The sequence below is a fragment of the Arthrobacter sp. UC242_113 genome (assembly GCF_044054585.1).
GTDB lineage: Bacteria > Actinomycetota > Actinomycetes > Actinomycetales > Micrococcaceae > Arthrobacter.
Genome location: NZ_CP171968.1, coordinates 2978176 through 2997279, shown reverse-complemented (window position 1 = coordinate 2997279; position 19104 = coordinate 2978176). Strand labels below are relative to the sequence as shown.

The 19104-nt window shown below is 66.7% G+C and carries 15 protein-coding genes, 1 tRNA gene and 1 pseudogene; 8 read left to right on the top strand and 9 right to left on the bottom strand.

Annotated elements, in window-relative coordinates; all coding sequences use genetic code 11:
- Positions 1 to 13: 13 nt before the first annotated feature.
- Complete coding sequence (locus ACHMXB_RS13635; protein ID WP_331575326.1) at positions 14 to 199, top strand: YegP family protein; 186 nt, start codon at positions 14 to 16, stop codon at positions 197 to 199.
- Between the two features lie 88 nt (positions 200 to 287).
- Here ACHMXB_RS13635 and aceE read toward each other — a convergent pair.
- A pseudogene (gene aceE, locus ACHMXB_RS13630) lies at positions 288 to 3054 on the bottom strand (pyruvate dehydrogenase (acetyl-transferring), homodimeric type).
- Between the two features lie 270 nt (positions 3055 to 3324).
- Here aceE and ACHMXB_RS13625 point away from each other — a divergent pair.
- The 3 genes from ACHMXB_RS13625 (at position 3325) to ACHMXB_RS13615 (ending at position 6327) form a co-directional block, all read left to right on the top strand.
- A complete protein-coding gene (locus ACHMXB_RS13625; protein ID WP_395399056.1) occupies positions 3325 to 4086 on the top strand; it encodes an SDR family oxidoreductase in 762 nt (253 codons plus the stop codon).
- 403 nt (positions 4087 to 4489) lie between these two features.
- Positions 4490 to 4621, top strand: a complete 132-nt coding sequence (locus tag ACHMXB_RS13620) for a hypothetical protein (RefSeq protein ID WP_395399054.1) — start codon at positions 4490 to 4492, stop codon at positions 4619 to 4621.
- A 227-nt stretch (positions 4622 to 4848) separates the two neighbouring features.
- Positions 4849 to 6327, top strand: a complete 1479-nt coding sequence (locus ACHMXB_RS13615) for a cation:dicarboxylate symporter family transporter (protein ID WP_395399052.1) — start codon at positions 4849 to 4851, stop codon at positions 6325 to 6327.
- A gap of 140 nt (positions 6328 to 6467) precedes the next feature.
- On the opposite strand, the gene ACHMXB_RS13610 is transcribed toward ACHMXB_RS13615, so the two are convergent.
- Genes ACHMXB_RS13610 through ACHMXB_RS13600 form a run of 3 tightly spaced genes read right to left on the bottom strand, consistent with a single transcriptional unit; the run spans position 6468 to position 9517 of the window.
- Positions 6468 to 6869: a sterol carrier family protein gene (locus ACHMXB_RS13610; RefSeq protein WP_395399050.1), complete on the bottom strand. Its 402-nt coding sequence runs from the start codon at positions 6867 to 6869 to the stop codon at positions 6468 to 6470.
- Between the two features lie 29 nt (positions 6870 to 6898).
- The gene (locus ACHMXB_RS13605; protein ID WP_395399048.1) at positions 6899 to 7915 is read right to left on the bottom strand and encodes an asparaginase; all 1017 of its coding nucleotides are present in this window, start codon (positions 7913 to 7915) and stop codon (positions 6899 to 6901) included.
- A 24-nt stretch (positions 7916 to 7939) separates the two neighbouring features.
- The gene (locus ACHMXB_RS13600) at positions 7940 to 9517 is read right to left on the bottom strand and encodes a molybdopterin-dependent oxidoreductase (RefSeq protein ID WP_395399046.1); all 1578 of its coding nucleotides are present in this window, start codon (positions 9515 to 9517) and stop codon (positions 7940 to 7942) included.
- A gap of 105 nt (positions 9518 to 9622) precedes the next feature.
- Between ACHMXB_RS13600 and purD the strand changes: the two genes are divergently transcribed.
- Complete coding sequence (gene purD, locus ACHMXB_RS13595) at positions 9623 to 10954, top strand: phosphoribosylamine--glycine ligase (protein ID WP_395405282.1); 1332 nt, start codon at positions 9623 to 9625, stop codon at positions 10952 to 10954.
- A 3-nt stretch (positions 10955 to 10957) separates the two neighbouring features.
- Complete coding sequence (locus ACHMXB_RS13590; protein ID WP_395399044.1) at positions 10958 to 11896, top strand: phosphoribosylaminoimidazolesuccinocarboxamide synthase; 939 nt, start codon at positions 10958 to 10960, stop codon at positions 11894 to 11896.
- Positions 11897 to 11967: 71 nt separating this feature from the next.
- Here ACHMXB_RS13590 and ACHMXB_RS13585 read toward each other — a convergent pair whose 3' ends face one another.
- Positions 11968 to 13230, bottom strand: a complete 1263-nt coding sequence (locus ACHMXB_RS13585) for a helix-turn-helix domain-containing protein (RefSeq protein ID WP_395399042.1) — start codon at positions 13228 to 13230, stop codon at positions 11968 to 11970.
- A gap of 134 nt (positions 13231 to 13364) precedes the next feature.
- Here ACHMXB_RS13585 and ACHMXB_RS13580 point away from each other — a divergent pair, with 134 nt between their 5' ends.
- Positions 13365 to 13598 (top strand): hypothetical protein, encoded by a 234-nt coding sequence (locus tag ACHMXB_RS13580; protein WP_111902091.1) that lies wholly within the window; start codon positions 13365 to 13367, stop codon positions 13596 to 13598.
- A 116-nt stretch (positions 13599 to 13714) separates the two neighbouring features.
- On the top strand, positions 13715 to 14068 hold the full coding sequence (locus ACHMXB_RS13575) for a hypothetical protein (RefSeq protein ID WP_395399040.1): 354 nt from the start codon (positions 13715 to 13717) through the stop codon (positions 14066 to 14068).
- A gap of 142 nt (positions 14069 to 14210) precedes the next feature.
- On the opposite strand, the gene ACHMXB_RS13570 is transcribed toward ACHMXB_RS13575, so the two are convergent.
- The 4 genes from ACHMXB_RS13570 to ACHMXB_RS13555 all read right to left on the bottom strand — a co-directional run bounded on the left by ACHMXB_RS13570 (position 14211) and on the right by ACHMXB_RS13555 (position 19104).
- Positions 14211 to 14287 (bottom strand) — tRNA-Pro (locus ACHMXB_RS13570).
- Positions 14288 to 14370: 83 nt separating this feature from the next.
- Positions 14371 to 16248, bottom strand: a complete 1878-nt coding sequence (locus ACHMXB_RS13565) for an ABC transporter ATP-binding protein (protein WP_395399038.1) — start codon at positions 16246 to 16248, stop codon at positions 14371 to 14373.
- On the bottom strand, positions 16245 to 18062 hold the full coding sequence (locus ACHMXB_RS13560) for an ABC transporter ATP-binding protein (RefSeq protein ID WP_395399036.1): 1818 nt from the start codon (positions 18060 to 18062) through the stop codon (positions 16245 to 16247). The genes ACHMXB_RS13565 and ACHMXB_RS13560 overlap by 4 nt, the downstream gene beginning before the upstream one ends.
- Positions 18063 to 18156: 94 nt before the next feature.
- Positions 18157 to 19104 carry a metallophosphoesterase gene (locus tag ACHMXB_RS13555; protein ID WP_395399034.1) on the bottom strand — a complete coding sequence of 316 codons (948 nt, stop codon included), beginning with the start codon at positions 19102 to 19104 and terminating at the stop codon, positions 18157 to 18159.

The following is a 19104-nucleotide window of genomic DNA, read 5'->3' as shown; positions in this document are numbered from 1 at the left end:
GGAAGGAGCATCTATGGCAGGCACATTCGTAATCGAGACAGCAGGCGCAGGGCAATACCGGTTCAGGCTGACGGCCGATGACGGAACCGTGGTGGCGGTTTCGCCCAGCTTTTCCAACATCAAGGCAGTCACTGCCGGAATCACGGCGGTCCGCGAGAGCGCAGCAACCGGCTTCGTTGTCGACCGCAGGCATCCCTGACCTTACCCAAAGAGGCACGACGGCGGCCCCCACCATCAGGTGAGGGCCGCCGTCGTTTTTGTTGGATGACACGTACAGCCAGCAAGGCTCAGGAGTCGCCGCCGGCTCCTCCTGTTGTTCCCGCCGTGACGTCCAGGAGTTTGTAGCGGTCCATGGCGTACGATGGCGCGCCCTCCTGCACTTCACCCCTCGCCGCCAGCAGCTGGAGGGTTTTGACGACGATGGAGTGAATGTCGTTTTTGAAGAAGCGGCGGGCGGCGGCGCGGGTGTCGGAGAAGCCGAAGCCGTCGGCGCCGAGGGTGGCGAAGTCGTTCGGGACGAACTGGCGGATCTGGTCCGGGACGGCTTTCATGTAGTCCGAGACTGCGACGACGGGGCCCTGGGCGCCTTCGAGCTGTTTGGTGACGAACGGCTGGCGGGCGTCCTTGCCGGGGTTGAGGAAGGCTTCCTCTTCGGCGGCGAGGCCGTCGCGGCGCAGTTCGTTCCAGGAGGTGACGGACCAGACGTCGGCGGAGACGGCCCAGTCTTCGGCGAGGATCCGCTGGGCTTCGAGGGCCCAGGGGACGGAGACGCCGGAGGCGAGGATCTGGCTCTTGGGGCCTTCGGTGGTGGAGGCCGCGAGCTTGTAGATGCCCTTGAGGACGCCTTCGACGTCGAGGTTCTCCGGTTCGGCGGGCTGGACGATCGGCTCGTTGTAGACCGTGATGTAGTACATCAGGTTTTTATCGGATGCAGTTCCGGTTCCTTGGCCGCTTGCGGCGCCCCCCGTACATGCGCTCGAGGCCGTCGCGGACGATGTGGCCCATTTCGTACCCGTAGGCGGGGTCGTAGGTGACCACGGCGGGGTTGGTGGAGGCCAGCAGGGGGGAGTGCCCGTCGGCGTGCTGGAGGCCTTCGCCGGTGAGGGTGGTCCGTCCTGCGGTGGCGCCGATGATGAAGCCGCGGGTCATCTGGTCGGCGGCGGCCCAGAAGGCGTCGCCGGTGCGCTGGAAGCCGAACATGGAGTAGAACACGTAGACCGGGACCAGGGGCACGCCGTGGGTGGCGTAGGCGGTTCCGGCGGCGGTGAAGGCTGCCACGGCGCCGGCTTCGTTGATGCCGGGGTGGATCAGCTGGCCCTGCGCGGATTCCTTGTAGGCCAGGACGAGGTCGCGGTCCACGGACAGGTAGTTCTGGCCGCCCGGGTTATAAATCTTGGCGGTCGGGAAGAATGCGTCCATGCCGAAGGTCCGCGATTCGTCCGGCACGATGGGGACAATCCGGTGCCCGAACTTCTTGTCGCGGAGCAGGTCCTTGAGCAGGCGGACGAACGCCATGGTGGTTGCGGCCTGCTGCTTGCCCGAACCGCGCTTGGCGACGTCGAACGTTTTGGGGTCGGGCATTTCAACACCGCCGGGGCCGGACCGCCGTTCGGGCACCGAGCCGCCCAATGCCTTTCGCCGCTCCAGGAGGTAGGCAATCTCGGGCGCATCCGGACCGGGGTGGTAGTACGGCGGCCGGTAGGGGTCCTCTTCGAGCCGGGCGTCAGAAATTGGAATTCTCAGGTAATCCCTGAATTCCTTCAGGTCGTCGAGGGTGAGTTTTTTCATCTGGTGGGTGGCGTTGCGGCCTTCGAAGTGCGGGCCCAGGCCGTAGCCCTTGACCGTTTTGGCCAGGATCACGGTGGGTTTGCCCTTGAATTCGGTCGCGGCCTTGTACGCGGCGTAGACCTTGCGGTAGTCGTGCCCGCCGCGCTTGAGGTTCCAGATCTCGTCATCGGTCAGGTCCGCGACGAGATCCTTGGTGTGCGGGTCCTTGCCGAAGAAGTGCTCGCGGACGAACCCGCCGGATTCGGCCTTGTAGGTCTGGTAGTCCCCGTCGGGGGTTTCGTTCATGATCTTCACCAGCGACCCGTCGGTGTCGCGGGTGAGCAGGTCATCCCATTCCCGGCCCCAGACGACCTTGATCACGTTCCAGCCCGCGCCGCGGAAGAACGCCTCGAGTTCCTGCATGATCTTGCCGTTGCCGCGCACCGGTCCGTCCAGGCGCTGGAGGTTGCAGTTGATCACGAAGTTCAGGTTGTCCAGGTTCTCGTTCGCGGCGAGCTGGAGCAGGCCGCGGGACTCGGGCTCGTCCATTTCGCCGTCGCCCAGGAACGCCCAGACCTGCTGGTCGGCGGTGTCTTTCAGGCCCCGGTTGTGCAGGTACCGGTTGGACTGGGCCTGGTAGATCGCGTTCATCGGGCCGATGCCCATCGACACGGTCGGGAATTCCCAGAAGTGCGGCATCAGCCGCGGGTGCGGGTAGGAGGAGAGGGCGTGGCCTTCCTTGGACTTTTCCTGCCGGAACCCGTCCAGGTCCTCCTCGGACAGCCGGCCTTCCATGAACGCCCGGGCGTACATGCCCGGGGACGCGTGGCCCTGGAAGAACACCTGGTCCCCGCCGCCGGGGTGGTCCTTGCCGCGGAAGAAGTGGTTGAACCCGACCTCGTACAGGGTCGCGGCGCCGGCGTAGGTGGAGATGTGCCCGCCGACCCCGATCTCGGGCCGCTGCGCCCGGTGCACCATCACGGCCGCGTTCCAGCGCATGTACGCCCGGTAGCGGCGCTCGTACTCCTCGTTGCCCGGGAACTGCGCTTCCTGGTCCACCGGAATGGTGTTCACATAGTCCGTGGTGGTCACCATCGGAACCCCGACGCTCTGCGCGCCGGCACGCTGCAGGAGACTGCGCATGATGTATTGGGCACGCTCCGTGCCCTGTTCCCTGATCAGCGCATCCAGGGACTCAACCCACTCGGCGGTCTCTTCCGGATCACGATCAGGCAGCTGGTTAGTCAACCCGCTGAGGATATGGGAGGTATCTTCTCCTGCAGCCACGGCAGCCTCGTTTCATCTTTGAATGTTGGGCTCATGTTTTCGTATTGCGAGAAAACATTCTTGCTATTCGAGATTACGCATTGGTGAGGACGCCGGTCAAGACGGGGGAGAGCTGATCCTCCCCGCCGTCGGGCAAGGCTGTCATCCGGGCGGGTCCGCCGGCTGCGCGCCGATTGTGACCGACACAGCCGAAAAACCGTCGTAGGCTGGCCGATGGCGGCGAACGGCGTTCCGGCCACCGCCTAATCCCTTCAACAACAGGAGTGCAGCATGACCGTTCCACCTACTCCGGGGCGCGTCGTCGTCGTCACCGGCGCCGGCTCCGGCATCGGCCGCGCGGTTGCCCGGCAAATGCTGCTGGACGGTTACCGGGTGGCCCTGGCGGGCCGCCGCGAGCAGCAGCTCCTAGAAACGGCGGACGGCCACCCGGAGGCGCTTGCGGTGCCGTGCGATGTCACCGTGCCCGACGACGTCGAACGCCTTTTCGCTTCCGTCCTCCGGCGCTGGGGCCGGGTTGATGTCCTGTTCAACAACGCCGGCGTCTTTGGCCCGGCCGCATCGGTGGACGAGATCAGCCTGGCGGACTGGGAGGCCACGGTCGCCGTGAACCTGACCGGTTCGGTGCTGTGCGCCGGGGCGGCCGTCCGGGCGATGAAGGCGCAGTCGCCCCAGGGCGGGCGGATCATCAACAACGGCTCGATCTCCGCGCATTCACCACGTCCGCGCACTGTTGCCTACGCGGTCACCAAGCATGCCATGACAGGCCTGACCAAGAGCATCGAGCTGGACGGCCGGGAGTTCGGCATCACCTGCGGGCAGATCGACATCGGCAACACCGCCACGGAAATCATGGACACCATCGGTGTCGGCTCGGGCGCGCTCCAGGCCGACGGTACCCGCAGGGTGGAACCGATGTTCCCGGTGGAGGACGCGGCCCGGGCCGTGCTGATGATGGCGGGGATGCCGCCGTCGGCCAGCGTGGGCTCGGTCGTGATCACGGCCGCGGGAATGCCCTTCGTCGGCCGCGGCTGACGCTCCCCGGACCCGAACCGGTCGTCCTTTCTTTCGGGTTTTTGTCCACATATCGCGACTTAAGTTCGGACCTTCCCGCCCTCGTCCGCTCGCACACGCACTAGGTCCGGACGACTTCGCGAGCCTGGTCACCGCAGAGGAAGTCCACGGCGTTCCGTTGCCGCCGTGGGCGGAGTTCAGGCCCGACGGCGGCGGGCCGGTGACCGCCGTCGTCGACCCTGTGCCGTGGGGAAGAAAAGCGGTCCGCACTTCCGGGAGCCCGGACGGTTCTTTCACCTCGCGAGGGAGAGCGGCGGCACGCTGCCGCGCCGCCGCGCCATAGCCGGCCACCGCCTCAAGATCCGCTGGAGCGATCTCGTGGAGATCGACGGGGTCAGACTGACTTCATTGGCCCGGACCGGGGGTGGACCTCGGCTCCGTCCTGCCCATCGACGACCTTGTGGTGGCCGGCGATGCCATCATCAGCGAGCACGCCAGGCACTTTGTGCCACCCAAGGTCGCCGAGTACGAGGGGCTGCACCACCTGGCCTCCTAGCGGCAGGCGCTGCGTAAACAGGGCTGGCCGCGGTAGGAGTCTTTGTCCAGTTATCGGCCTCCACGAGGGCTTCAAAGTCCTAACAGGTGGACAAAAACTCAATTGTGACCGGCTAAACTTATTCCGCATTGTGAAAACTAGATTTCCTCTTGCGGAATAGTGTGACCGGGGTTACGTTGGAGACAGACCCCGATCCGGGGCAGTTCCCAATTGATAGGTACAGATCAATGAAGATCCCAGATTCCTCGGCGCTGAAGGCGAGTTCGGTGCCGTTGAAGAAGAAGCCCCTGTATAGGTCGCTCTTCTTCCAAATTCTGATCGCCGTCGTGGCAGGTGTTCTCATAGGGCATTTCTGGCCGGACCTAGGCGCTCAACTGAGGCCGCTCGGTGACGGCTTCATCCAGCTCATCAAGATGATCATTGCGCCGCTGATCTTCCTCGTGATCGTTACGGGAATTTCGGCCGTTGGCGACGTCAAGGCGGTCGGAAGGGTAGGAGTGAAGGCTCTTCTCTACTTCACAGCGGCCACGCTTTTCGCCCTGGTCTTCGGCCTGATTGTCGGCAACATCGTCCAGCCCGGAGCGGGCCTGAACATCGATCCGAGCACCCTGTCCCAGGAGGCTCTCGACGCCAAGACCGGCCATGCGGTGCCGAAGGATGCGGCGGCGTTCATCCTGGACGTCATCCCCACCAGCGTCATCGGCGCCTTCGCCAATAACAGCCTGCTGCAGGTCCTGTTCTTCTCCGTGTTCTTCGGCGCCGCCATCGTCGTCATCGGGCGTGAGCGTTGCCTGCCGGTGGTCAGCCTCATGGAGACGGTCCTGGAACTCGTTTTCAAGATCATGTCCTGGATCATGAAGGTGGCGCCGATCGGTGCCTTCGGTGCCATGGCCTTCATCATCGGCCAGTACGGGCTGGATACCCTCGGCACCTACGCGATGCTGATCGCCGCCTGCTACGGCGCGGCCGTCATCTTCATCGGGCTCCTGTTCGTTGTGGCCTGGAGCTTCGCCCGGGTTCCGCTGTGGCAGTTCCTCAAGTACACCCGCGAGGAATTCCTGCTGGCCCTGGGCACCGCCTCCACGGAAGCCGTGATGCCCCGCATCATGACCAAGCTGACGAACGCCGGATGCTCCCGGGCCACTACCGGCCTGGTGGTGCCGACGGGCTACTCGTTCAACCTGGACGGTGCGGCGATTTACCTGTCCATCTCCCTGCTGTTCCTCGCCCAGGCCTTCGGCCACCACCTGGACCTCGGCCAGCAGCTTGCGGCCCTCGGCGTGCTGCTGCTGACTTCCAAGGGCATGGCTGGCGTTCCCGGCTCTTCCTTCCTGGCACTGTCCGCCACGGCAGCCGCGCTCGGAATCTTCCCGGTGGCCGGCGTCGCCCTGCTCCTCGGCGCCGACCGGCTCATGGACTCCATGCGCGTGGTGGTCAACCTGCTGGGCAACTGCGTGGCAACCTTCGTGGTCTCCAAGTGGGAGGGCCAGTTCGACCGCAGCGTTATGGTCCGGGCGTTCCGCGGCGAGATCACCAACCACGATTCGGCGGTCATGCTGGGCGTGGAGGAGGACTTCCAGGAGCAGGAACTGGAGCGGATCAGCGGGGGCGGGGAGGCTTCGCCCAAGTTCCGCGGCGGCCCGAATCCGGGTGAGATGCCCGAGTTCCAGATGAGCAGGCCGTCGGCAGCCATCAACCACGAATAACGTACGAGCCTTTGTCCAGATATCGTCCGCTGAAGGCCCTTGAAGTCGCGATATCTGAGCAAAACTCCAATGGATACCGTGCAGGGTCCCGTCCCCGGCTGAGAAGTTCAGTCTGGGGCGGGATCCTGTCTCGTGCTGCGTCAGAGCGGGAGCAGGGCCGACAGGTCGGCGCGCAGGCCGGAGGCGGCCACGCGTCCGGCGCTGACGGCGTCCGCCCAGCCCAGCCGGCCGGTCACCATGGCCAGCCAGGTGGCGGCGTCGCACTCGATGACGTTTGGGGGAGTGCCGCGCGTGTGCCGCGGGCCTTCCACGCACTGGGTGACGCCGAACGGCGGCACCCGCACCTCCACCGAATTCCCGGGCGCGCGGGCGGTGACCTCCTCGAGCGAGTATCGCACCGCCGTCGCGATCACCGAACGGGGGACGGGCGGAGCGGCCGGGACCGCCGGGGCAGCGTCCGACGGCGGGACGGCGCCTGCCGTCCACTGGTCCAGGGCCGCTTTGCCGTCGGCCGGGTCGATTCTGCGGCGTGCAACTGCCACCGGTGCCTCCTTGAAAAGCAAAAAGTACGTTAGTCCAGCAGGGCCGAGACGGCATGGCCGAGGCGGATCTTGCCCACGGGACGGCCGCCTCCGAGGACCGGCTCCACCACCTTCTCGAGCACGCTGGACACGCCCGGGATATCGACGGCTCCGCAGGCGGCCAGCAGCGTCAGCCCGACCAGCGACGTGGCCCGCAGGTTGCCGTCGAGCATCTTGAGTGCCACGGAGACCCCCTGGGACGTGGCCATGACCAGGATGCCCTCGGCGCCGATCTTGGCGATGACGTCCAGCTCCTCCATCACGATGGTGTTGGCCTCGCCCCTGCCCTGGACCGCCCACGGGTAGTCCAGCATGGAGGTGGCGATGGTGGCGGCGCGCGCGTTGGCGGATTTGTCGGAGGGGGCCTTGGCGAGCAGGGAGTAGGCGCGGGCCAGGCCGGTCAGCGAGATGGCGGCCACGGGAGCTCCGCAGCCGTCGATGCCCAGGTGCGCGATCTGTTCGCCGGAATATTCCTCGATCACCGTGCGGATGCGCTGCTGCAGCGGGTGGTTGGGTTCCAGGTAGCTGTGGGTGTCCCAGCCGTTTTCGGTGCAGGCCCACAGGAAGGCCGCGTGCTTCCCTGAGCAGTTGAAGGCCAGCCGGGACTTGCCCCGCTCAGACTGGGTCAGCCAGGTGCGCGCCGTCTCGTCCTGCGGCCAGGCGGCAGGGCACTGCAGCTGGTCCTCCTTGACGCCAGCGGCCTTGAGCATGCCTTCGACGACGTCCATGTGGTCGAGCGATCCCGTGTGGCTGGCGCAGGCGAGGGCCACCTGGGCACCGCGCAGCGGAACACCGGACTGCATGGCCGCCAGCGCCTGCAGGGGCTTGAGCGTGGAGCGGGCGAGGATGGGGGTGGAGATGTCGCCCAGCTGGGTGACAACGTGGCCGTCCGCGGCGAGCACCACGGCCGCCCCGATATGGCGGGACTCCACGAATCCGCTTCGTTCAACCACGGCGAGTTCGACGGCGGAATCCACAGTGAACGTGGCGTGCGAAGTTAGGGCCATAGGCCCAGTCTATGGTGCCGGCCCCTACTCAACGGTGACCATGACCGACTGCCAGCCGGAGGCGCCGTCCGGCACGGGATCGGCGCGTTTCTCCGTCTGCACCTCGCCGGTCCCGTCCGTTGCCCGCACCTTAATGTAGTGCGAGCCCGGCTTGGCATCCCAGGCGAAGGACCACTGCCGCCAGGTATCCACGGAGGCCTCGTCCGAGAGCACGGCGGAAGCCCAGTCGCCGCCGTCGATCTGCACCTCCACCTTGGTGATGCCCCGGGTCTGCGCCCACGCGGTGCCCCCGACGGCCACCCGTCCGGCCTTCACCACGGCGAACGATTTGGGCACCTCCACCCGGGCCATCGTCTTGATGGGTCCGCGCTCCGACCAGCCGCGCTGCGTCCAGTAGGCCTTGCTGTCGGCGAAGCGGGTCACCTCCAGGTCCACCACCCACTTCGTGGCGGACACGAACCCGTACAGTCCCGGCACCACCATGCGCACGGGATAGCCGTGTTCCAGCGGCAGCGGCCCGCCGTTCATGCCGATGGCAAGCATGGCGTCGCGGTCATCCTGCAGGACCTCCAGCGGCGTGGAGGCGCTGAACCCGTCGATGGAGGTGGAGAGCACCATGTCAGCGCCGGCGGTGGGCCTGGCCCGTTTGAGCACCTCGCGTATGGGGAGTCCCAGCCACTTGGCGTTGCCGGCGAGGTTGCCGCCCACGGGATTGGAGACGCAGGTGAGGGTCACATGGGACTCAATCAGCTCGGCGTCGAGCAGGTCCTGGAAGGTGAGCCGGACCTCCTCCTCCACGAGCCCGTGCACGCGCAGTTCCCACTCCTCCGCCTTCATCTCCGGAATGCTCAGGGCGGTGTCAATACGGTAGAAGTCCTTGGCGGGCGTGAGCCACGGCGTCACGCCGGGCGTTGCCGACTGTACTCCGCCGGGCACGGCGGCGGCGTGCCGGACGGGTGCCGGCAGCCGGAGGGCCTCGCGCGCCTGCGCCACATCGCTGCGCGCCGCGCTGAGCAGCCGGCCACCGGTGGCGGCGATGCCCGCGGCAGCTGCCGTGAGGCCGGTCGCCGCGAAGAAAGCCCGCCGGGAGGTGGCCGGGCGCTCCGGCGCTTTGGCCGTCACATCCGCCGGAGCATCCGGAAATGCCTGCAGCCGCCACAGCCGCGACACCAGCAGCCGCAGCACGATCAGCCCGGCGAAAGTTCCAAGGAGCGAGGGCACGGCGTCCAGCGGTTTGACGCCCGCTCGGGTCACCACGCTGGCCACGATCACCGCGCCCATGAACACCACGCCGGCCGCGCCCAGCGCCCATCTCCGGTACGCCACCACGCCCAGCACGCACGCAAGCAGGAAAATTGTCAGGGCCATCCCGGCGAAAAGCGCCGCCTTGTCATTGGTGCCGAACGTCGCAATCGCGAAGTCCTTCAGCCACGGCGGGGTGAAGTCGATGAACGTCGAACCCAAAGCAAACAGGGGAGTGGCGCGGGCGGTAAAGAACGCCCCCGCCAGTTCCGCAACGGAAAGTACGACGGCGGCGGCGGCCACCCCAGCAAGGGCCGCCAATGCGGCCGGTCCCCTGAACCACCTCGTGAGCTTCTTCATGACCGTGGTTCGTAGCGGCGGGCTGCCCGGATTGTCCGCCGGCGATAACGGTGAACCGGTCACAGCTTAGGAGCCAGCACGGTGCACAAAGTACGCTTGGAGACTGTGAAGGTACTCGTCATTGGCCCCGGCGGCCGCGAACACGCCATTGTCCGCTCCCTCCTTGCCGACCCCAACGTTTCCGAAGTCCACGCGGCTCCGGGCAACGCCGGCATCAGCAAGCTCGTCCCCACGCACGCCATCAACGGGAACGATCCGGACGCGGTGGCGGCGCTCGCCACCCGGCTCGACGTCGACCTTGTGGTGGTTGGCCCCGAGGCTCCCCTCGCGGCCGGCGTGTCCGACGCCGTGCGCGACGCCGGCATCCCGGTGTTCGGGCCCAGCAAGGACGCCGCCCAGCTCGAGGCTTCCAAGGCTTTCGCGAAGCAGGTCATGGCCGAAGCCGGCGTCCCCACCGCCATGGCGCTGGTGGCCGCCAACGCGGACGAGGCAGCCGCGGCACTGGACACCTTCGGCGCACCCTACGTCGTCAAGGATGACGGCCTCGCCGCAGGCAAGGGCGTGGTGGTCACCAACGACCGAAACGACGCCCTGGCCCACGCCCAGAGCTGCTTTGACGCCGGCGGAACAGTGGTCATCGAGGAGTTCCTGGACGGCCCCGAGGTCTCCGTGTTCGTCCTGTGCGACGGCCGCAACACCGTCGCGCTGTCCCCGGCGCAGGACTTCAAGCGCATCTACGACAACGATGAAGGCCCCAACACCGGCGGTATGGGCGCGTACACCCCGCTCGACTGGGCTCCTGACGGCCTTGTGCAGGAGGTCATCGACCGCATCGCCCAGCCCACAGTGGACGAGATGGCCCGCCGGGGCACCCCGTTCGTCGGCGTGCTGTTCGTCGGGCTGGCGCTGACCAAGCGCGGCACTCGCGTCATCGAATTCAACGTCCGCTTCGGCGACCCCGAAACCCAGGCCGTGCTCGCACGGCTCAAGACGCCCCTCGGTTCCCTGCTCCTGTCAGCCGCCAAGGGCGAACTGGACCAGGCAGAGGAGCTGCGCTGGTCCAAGGACACGGCAGTCGCCGTCGTCGTTGCCTCTGAAAACTACCCCGACACGCCGCGCACGGGTGACCGCATCCGCGGCCTCAAGAAGGTTGACGAGCTGGACGGTGTCCACGTGATCCACGCCGGCACCAAGCTCGACGACGAGGGCAAGGTGGTCTCCGCCGGCGGCCGGGTTCTGGCCGTGGTGGCGCTCGGATCCGACCTCGTTGAGGCCCGGGAAAGGGCGTACGACGGCGTGGAGCTGGTTCAGCTGGAAGGCGCCCAGTTCCGCACGGACATCGCAGGCAAAGCCGCACGCGGCGAAATCAAGGTGTCGTCCGGCGTCGCCGCCCCGTCGGCTGCCCAGGCCGGCTCCGCTTCGGAAGAAAAGGCGTAACCGGTGGCTGAACAGGAAAACACCCGCGGCCTGGACACCGCCCACGCGGAGCTGCCCGGCTGGAAGCACGTGTACTCGGGCAAGGTCCGCGACCTGTACGTCCCGGCCAGCGAGTCCATCAACGAGCAGTTCGGTCAGGAATGCGTGCTGGTGGTGGCGAGCGACCGCATCAGCGCCTACGACCACGTGCTCAGCAGCGAAATCCCGGACAAGGGACGTATCCTGACCCAGTTGAGCCTCTGGTGGTTCGACCAGCTGGATGTGGAACACCACGTCCTGGCCTCCACCGTGGAGGACGGCGTGCCGGCAGCGGTCGAGGGCCGGGCCATGATCTGCAAGAAGCTGGAAATGTTCCCGGTGGAATGCATTGCCCGCGGCTACCTCACCGGCTCCGGCCTCGTGGAGTACCGGCAGTCCGGCACCGTCTGCGAGATCCCGCTGCCCGAAGGCCTGGTGGACGGCTCCCGCCTGGAGCACGCCATCTTTACGCCGTCGGCCAAGGCTGAGGTGGGGGAGCACGACGAAAACATCACCTACGACGCCGTCGCGTCCATTGTGGGCGACGACATCGCCGCGCGCCTGAGTGAACTGACGCTGAGCATCTACACCAAGGCCGAGGGGATCGCCCGCGAACGCGGCATCATCCTGGCCGACACCAAGGTGGAGTTCGGCTACGACGTCGTGAACGGCGCCATCACCCTCGGCGACGAGGTCCTGACGCCGGACTCGTCCCGGTTCTGGGACGCCGCCACCTACGAGCCCGGCAAGGCGCAGCCCTCCTACGACAAGCAGTTCGTCCGGGACTGGCTGACGTCCGCCGAATCTGGCTGGGACAAAGCCTCCGACACGCCGCCGCCGGCCCTCCCCGCGGACATCGTGGACCGCACCCGGGCCCGCTACATCGAGGCCTACGAGAAGCTGACCGGCCGCACGTTCAGCTAGCGCCTTCAAAAAGCGTCAGGCGCCCCCGGGACTCTTTCCCGGGGGCGCCTTACGCTTTTGCGTTTTGCCTGCTAGCTGGCTTCGGCCGCCGCCGCACGGCGCTGGGCGAGCCTGATCTCCAGCACGGCATCGAGGGCCTGCTGGACCCGGTCCTGCGCGCCGGCGGCACTGAATTCCTTCTGCGCCTCCTCCAGATGCACCAGCGCTTCATCCCCTTCGCCCGCAGCCTTCAGCGATTTCCCGAGAAGCAGCGAAACCTCGCCGGCCGTATGCTTAGCCAGATCCTTCCGTTCGGCGTGGATGTCGCGGAGCTTCTGGACGGCGGCCACGATGTCGCCGGTGAGGTAGAGCCAGCGGGCGCGGATGAACGCGACTTCCAGCTGGTCCGTCTTGTTCCCGCCGACGATGGACAGCGCGAGTTCGGCGCGTTCGATGGCGGAGAGGGTCTCCGGCTCGACGATTCCGGAGGAGAGGCGGACGGCGGCCGACGCCTTGTTGAAGCGGGCCCACAGCTCGATGTCGTTGGCGGGTGAGAGCAGCTTCGCCGCCCGCTCGTGGTGCTTGATGCCCTCCGGGTAGTCGTGCCGCATGAACGCGACATTGCCGATCACCCATGCCACCTCACCCGCGAGCTGGGACATCGAGCGCTCGTCCATCTGCTCATTCATGTCCTGGCAGTACTTCCACGCCTCGTCGAGTCGGCCGCTCTCGGCCAGTGCCCCGATCAGCGCGCGGAGCGCCCCGATGATCAGTGTTGAGCCCTTGGGCAGTTGCGCGCAGAGCTCCACCGCCTTCTCGGCGTGTTCGACGGCGGCGCCCAGCTGGCCCTGCCCGTGGCACAGGGCGGCGAGCATCTGGCGCGCCCGGACACCCAGGCCGGCCGATTCCGTGGCCATGGGATGCTCGGACAGGTGCTCCATGATCTTCTGGCATTCCTTGAGCTGGCCCTGCTTCATGAGGCATTCGGCCTGCATGTAGGTCATGTTCCACCAGGCGCTGGTGTTCTTGCCGTCCAGGGCGATTCGGGCGGCGTTGGCGGCGTGCTCGGCCGCGAGGGCGTAGTCGCGCAGGTCCCAGGCCTGCCGGGCATAGAGGCCGGCCAGCACGTATTCGGCGTCGCTGACCGAGATGGGCTGGCTCCACGCCTCGAGCGCCTTGGGCGCGAGCTCCAGCCTGCGGGCGAGCTCTTCGATGACGTCGGCTGTGGGTTCCCGCCGGCCGGTTTCCAGCAGGGAAATGTAGCTGGGGGAGTACAGATCCCTGCCCAGCTCGGCCTGGGTCAGTCCGCGTTCCAGCCGCTCAGCGCGGAGCTTCTCCCCGAATCCGTTACCCACTGGGGTTCCTCCTATTCCGGACAGCCTTTGTACAGAATGCTTGACACCTCCTGTGGAAAACATTTTACAATGTATGTCAACAAGGACTGTGCTGACTTGGTAACGAATCCGAACTCGTATTGAGGAACTCTCACATGTTGAAGAAGATAGCAGCCGCTGCCGTTTTGGCGGGGGCCCTCGCATTTTCTGCTGCGGCTCCCGCCGTTCTGTCTGCAGGCTCGATCGCGGACAACGCGGGCACCTCGGTTGCCATCGGCAACTGGCCGGATCCGATGCGCGTCAAGGACGTGAACACGACCACTATCGGCAATTGGCCTGATCCCATGGTGTCGAAGACCACCATTGGCAACTGGCCCGATCCCATGTAAACAGCTTCCATGAGGAAAACGGTCCCGGAACATGCGCACATCATGTTCCGGGGCCGTTTTCTTCCCAAGACGTTTTTCTTGCCAGGAGCGGCAGCCGTAACTAAGGAGTGGGGACCATGACACGGAGATCAGCCGACGGCCTGCAGCGGGCCTTTTTCCTCTGGACCATCGCCGGCACGTCACTGATTGTGGCAGCCGCTGCGGGTGCCGCTGTTGTTGAGGTGTTCAGGGGAACGGCCGACGCCGGGACTTTCGTCTGGGGGCTGATCGGCATTGCGGCGCTGCTGGAGTCGCTGGTGCTTTTCGCCGTTGGCCTGCGTCTGCGCCACCGCTACCTGAACCAGGTTCAAAGCTACGACAGCCGGGGCGCCTATCCGGCGGACGACGGGTCCCGCCGGCCGAGGATCCCCCTGCTGGGCGACGGGCAGGCGACCCAGAACATCCACAACCAGAGCCTGGGCGGAAACTAAGCCCGGACAGACCCAACTAGGTAGCAGTTGTGGGCGTTCCCAGCGCTGGCAACGCCCTCTGCTGCTACTTAGTTGGGTGGGCGTGAGCCGTGCGTGAAGAAACAGAAAGAGGGCCTCCCCTGGGGGAGACCCTCTTTCCTTTTGGTCGGGATGACAGGATTTGAACCTGCGACCTCTTCGTCCCGAACGAAGCGCGCTACCAAGCTGCGCTACATCCCGATCCGTTGCTGTGAAAGCAACTGAACAAGAATATCCGATACTGGGCCAACATGCGAAATCGGGTCCGGACGAGCCTTGGTGGCTCAGACCAGCGAGTCCTTCCAGGCGCTGTGCAGGCGGGCGAAGCGGCCGTTGCCACCGATCAGTTCATCGGGGGTTCCGTCCTCCACCACCTGTCCGTCATGGACCACGAGCACCCTGTCCGCCGTCTCCACGGTCGAGAGCCGGTGCGCGATGATCAGCGCTGTGCGCGCGGTTCCGCGGGACGTTCCGTCGGCAGACGGCGCTCCCTGCGTTGCGCTGCCGGTGCCGTCCGTTCCGCGCAGAAGCCCGGCGAGGCCGCTCTGCACGAGCCGCTCGGAGGGGATGTCCAGCGAGGACGTGGCCTCGTCCAGGATCAGGACCGCCGGCCGGGCAAGGAACGCGCGCGCGAAGCTGATCAGTTGGCGCTGGCCTGCGGAGACCCGGCCGCCGCGCTTGTTGACGTCGGTGTCGTATCCCTCGGGGAGCTCCATGATGAACTCGTGCGCACCCACGGCCTTTGCGGCGGCCTCGATCTCCTCACGCGGTGCCTCCGGCCGGCCCAGGGCGATGTTGTCCGCCACCGAGCCGCTGAACAAGAAGGCCTCTTGCGTCACCATCACAATGTTCCGCCGCAGGTCCGCGGTGGCCAGTTGCCGCAAGTCCACGCCGTCGAGCGTCACAGAACCGGCGGACACGTCATAGAAGCGGGCAATCAGCTTGGCCAGCGTGGACTTGCCCGCCCCGGTCTGTCCCACCAGCGCCACGGTCTGGCCCGCCGGAATGGTGAGGTTCAGTGTGGGAATGATGAGTGGCCCGGTGCCGTAGCGGAACTCGACGTTCCGGAATTCGACGGCGCCGCGGGCGTCGCGGAGTTCCACCGCGTTCCGCGGCGGGCGCACGGTGGGCACCTCCTCGAGCAGGCCCGAGACCTTCTCCAGCGCGGCCTGCGCGCTTTGGAAGGAGTTGTAGAACATGGCCATCTGGTCCACGGGCTGGAAGAAGCGCTTCGTGGAGAGCATCAGGGCCAGCAGCACGCCCACGGCCAGGTCGCCGCTCAGCACCCGGAAGCCGCCGAACAGCAGCACGGCGGCCACACATACGTTGCCGATCAGGACCAGGCCGGGCTGGAAGACGCCGTTCAGGTTGATGGAGCGGACGGTGGCCCGCCGGTAGTCCTCGGCGAGTTCGCCGTAGCGGCCTGCGTTCTCGCGTTCCTTGCGGAAGGCCTTGACCGCTCGGATGCCGGTCATGGTCTCGATGAAGTGCACGATGAGCCGGGCCGAGACCACCCGGGACTGGCGGAACGCCATCTGTGAGTGCTTCTGGTACCAGCGCGCCAGGAAGAACATGGGGACGGCCGCGGCCAGCACTACCAGTCCGCTGCGCCAGTCCAGGGCGAAAACAGTGACGGCCGTGAACAGCATGAACAGCGCACCCGAGGCGAGCGAGCTGACCCCCGAGTCCAGAAGTTCACGCAGGGCCTCCAGGTCTGAGGTCTGCCGCGCGATGATCCGCCCCGAGGTGTACTTCTCGTGGAACTCGAGGCTGAGCCGCTGGGTGTGGCGGAACACCCACAGCCGGAGGTCCAGCAGCATGGCCTGGCTGAGTGCCGCCGTGGACGTTACGTACAGGGCGGTGAGCCCGGCCGCCGCCAGTGCCGTGATGAGGTAGGCGACGCCGGCCAGCACCAGCGGCAGGCTGTTGCCCGCGCGGAGGGCCGGCAACGCGTGGTCGATGCCGAAGGCGATCAGCGCCGGGCCGGCCACCCTGGCCGCCTGCGACAGGACCACCGTGGCGATAGTGAGCCAGAACCGCAGCCGCACGGGCCGGATCAGCGACCCCAGCAAGGCGAGCGACCGGCGCCGTACTGCTTTGCTGTCGCTCTTGCTTAGGTTGGCGTTGTCCTCATTGGCGGTACCGAAAGCTGTGTTGCTCACCGGCTGACCTCCTCTGCGTCGTCGAGGGCCGACAGCTCGGAGTCCAGGTCACGGGGCTCCGTTTCCAGGCTCGCGATCACGTGACGGTAGTGGCTGTTGCCGGCCAGCAGTTCGGCGTGGGTTCCGACGGCGGCGATGCGGCCGTCCTCCAGCAGCGCCACCCGGTCGGCCAGCGCCACGGTGGATGGGCGGTGGGCGACGATCAGCGTCGTGGTGCCGGCCAGCACCTCCCGCAGCCGGTTTTCCACGAGCTCCTCCGTGTTCACGTCCAGGGCGGAGAGGGGATCGTCCAGGACCAACACGGCGGGCGCGGCTGCGATGGCCCGGGCCAGGGCGAGGCGCTGGCGCTGGCCGCCGGACAGGCTGAGGCCCTCCTCACCGATGAGGGTGTCCAGCCCCTCGGGCAGCGAGTAAGCGAAGTCTGCCTGCGCCGTGTCCAAGGCCTCGGCGAGGATTTTTTCCCGGGTGTCCTTGTCTTGGGACTGGACGCCGAGCAGCACGTTATCGCGCACCGAGCTGGAGAACAGGGTGGTGTCCTCGAAGGCCACAGCCACCAGGGTGCGGAGTTCCTCGATGCTGAAGTCCCGCAGGTCCACGCCGTCGAGCTCAATGGAACCCGCCGTGACGTCGTAGAGCCGCGGCGCCAGCTGCAGCAGGGCACTCTTGCCGCTGCCGGTGATGCCCACCAGCGCCATCGTTTCGCCCGGGCAGATGTCCAGCCGGACGTCCTTCAGCACCGGTTTGTCCGGGGCGTCGTCGAAGGCGAACGTTACGTGGTTAAAGCTCAGCGCGCCTTTGACCTCGGCCGGGCGGCGGGGTTCGGCCGCGCCGGTGATGGTGTTTTGGGAATCCATGACCTCGAAGTGGCGGTCCAGCGCGGTTTTCGCCGTCAGCGCCATGGCCAGCAGCATGCCGGAGAACTCAACGGGCGCGGCGACGACGGCGGCGGTGGCGAAGAAGGCCACGAGGGACCCGATGCTGAGCTGGCCGCTGGCTGCGAGCATGATTCCGGTGACCAGCCCCGCGCCCAGCGCCAGCTCGGGCAGGAGGGTCACCACCATGCTGAAGACGGCCTGGTGCCTGGCCTTGGCAATCTCCGTCTGGCGCAGTTCCTCGGCCTGGCCGTTGAAGGTTTCCAGAGCTTCGCGGCTACGGCCGAAGGCCTTCAGGACGCGGATGCCGTGGACCGACTCTTCAACCGTGGTGGCGAGGTCGCCGGCCCGGTCCTGGCTGCGCCGGGCAACCTTGCTGAAGCGGGTCCGGAACCGGAAACCGTAGACCATTACGGGTCCCGCTGCGGCGAGGAAGATCAGGGCCAGCTGCCAGCTCATGGTGAACATGACGACGACGCCGATCACCACCGTCAGGGTGGTCACCACCAGCATGATGGCCCCGAATGCCATCCAGCGCCTGATGAAGTTGAGGTCCGTCATGGCGCGGGTAAGCAGCTGGCCGGAGCCCCAGCGGTCATGGAAGGAGACGGGGAGGTCCTGCAGGTGGCCGTAGAGCGAGACCCTCATCCTGGTCTCCACGGTGGTGGCCGGGTTGATCACGAAGGTGCGGCGGAGGGCAACCAGCACGGCTTCGGCGACCCCCAGGGCAAGGATGAGGCCGGCCGAGCCCCAGACGGCTTCCGCGGTGGCCCCGGGCCGGAGGGAATCGTTGATGAGCATACGAAGCACCTGCGGGATGGCAAGGGCAACCACACTGGCCAGGAGCGCCGAGAGCAGGCCCATAAAAAAGCGTGGCAGGACCGGCTTCACGTGCGGATAGAGACGGCTGACGGATCGAAAAAATGAACTCTGCTTGGCCATGCCCGCTTCTTGAACTCAACTGTGTGAAGGCTCTGGGGTAGTTTCCCGTAGCAACTACCCTATGCCATGGGTGGCACCCTTCACAGGTGGCTCGTCAGGCGCGCGGGGTGAGCGTCAGCAGGACGGCCTCGGGCTTGCAGGCGATGCGGACCGGCGCAAAGCGCGAGGTGCCGATGCCGCCCGAGACGTTGACCGGCGTCGTACGCCCGTTGCTGCTCCAGTCGTTGAGTCCCTTGGCCCGCCAGGTGGGGATGTCGCAGTTCGCGACGACGGCGCCGTACCCCGGGATGCACAGCTGGCCGCCATGCGTGTGGCCGGCCAGGAGAAGGTCCGCGCCGTCCTCGGTGAAGTGGTCCAGGACCCGCTGGTAGGGGGCGTGGATCACGGCGACGCGCAGGTGGTCCTTGGCGTTCTGGCCCCGGGTGCCGCGGGGCCAGCCGGCGTACCGTTCACGGTTGAGGTGCGGATCATCCACTCCCGAGAAATCGAACCGCATGCCGTTGAGGACGAGGGACTGGTGCCGGTTGGTCAGGTCGATCCAGCCGCCCATTCCGAAGCCGGACCGCAGGCGGGGCCAGTCAAGTTCCTCCCGGTCGGGTGATGCCTTGGAGGGGCCCAACAGGTAGCGGGCCGGGTTCTTCAGCTTCGGCGCGTAATAGTCATTGGAGCCTGGAACAAACACTCCAGGGAACTCCATGAGCGGAGCCAAGGCGTTGAGCAGCGGATCCACGGCCTTGGGGTGGCTGAGGTTGTCACCCGTGTTCACCACAAGGTCGGGCCTGAGCGCCGCGAGCGACTGCAGCCACTCCGCCTTGGCCTTCTGGCCCGGCACGAAGTGGATGTCGCTCAGGTGCAGGATCCGGAATGGCGCCCTGCCCTCGGGAAGGATCGGGACTGTCTCCTCACGGAGGACGAACTGGTTCTTTTCCCAGAGCCCGTATGCTGTGGCGGCGAGGGCGGCCGCGGTCCCGGCGCCTGCGGTGACGGCAAAGCCGCGCCCAATGCTACGGACGCGGCTCGCCACCTGTGAAAGGTCAGTCAC

Coding starts and splice junctions, on each gene's coding strand:
- ACHMXB_RS13600 (WP_395399046.1), bottom strand. CDS start 9,517: ATGAAGAAGCTCACGAGGTGGTTCAGGGGACCGGCCGCATTGGCGGCC.
- ACHMXB_RS13615 (WP_395399052.1), top strand. CDS start 4,849: ATGAAGATCCCAGATTCCTCGGCGCTGAAGGCGAGTTCGGTGCCGTTG.
- ACHMXB_RS13625 (WP_395399056.1), top strand. CDS start 3,325: ATGACCGTTCCACCTACTCCGGGGCGCGTCGTCGTCGTCACCGGCGCC.
- ACHMXB_RS13580 (WP_111902091.1), top strand. CDS start 13,365: ATGTTGAAGAAGATAGCAGCCGCTGCCGTTTTGGCGGGGGCCCTCGCA.
- ACHMXB_RS13605 (WP_395399048.1), bottom strand. CDS start 7,915: ATGGCCCTAACTTCGCACGCCACGTTCACTGTGGATTCCGCCGTCGAA.
- ACHMXB_RS13560 (WP_395399036.1), bottom strand. CDS start 18,062: ATGGCCAAGCAGAGTTCATTTTTTCGATCCGTCAGCCGTCTCTATCCG.
- ACHMXB_RS13635 (WP_331575326.1), top strand. CDS start 14: ATGGCAGGCACATTCGTAATCGAGACAGCAGGCGCAGGGCAATACCGG.
- ACHMXB_RS13575 (WP_395399040.1), top strand. CDS start 13,715: ATGACACGGAGATCAGCCGACGGCCTGCAGCGGGCCTTTTTCCTCTGG.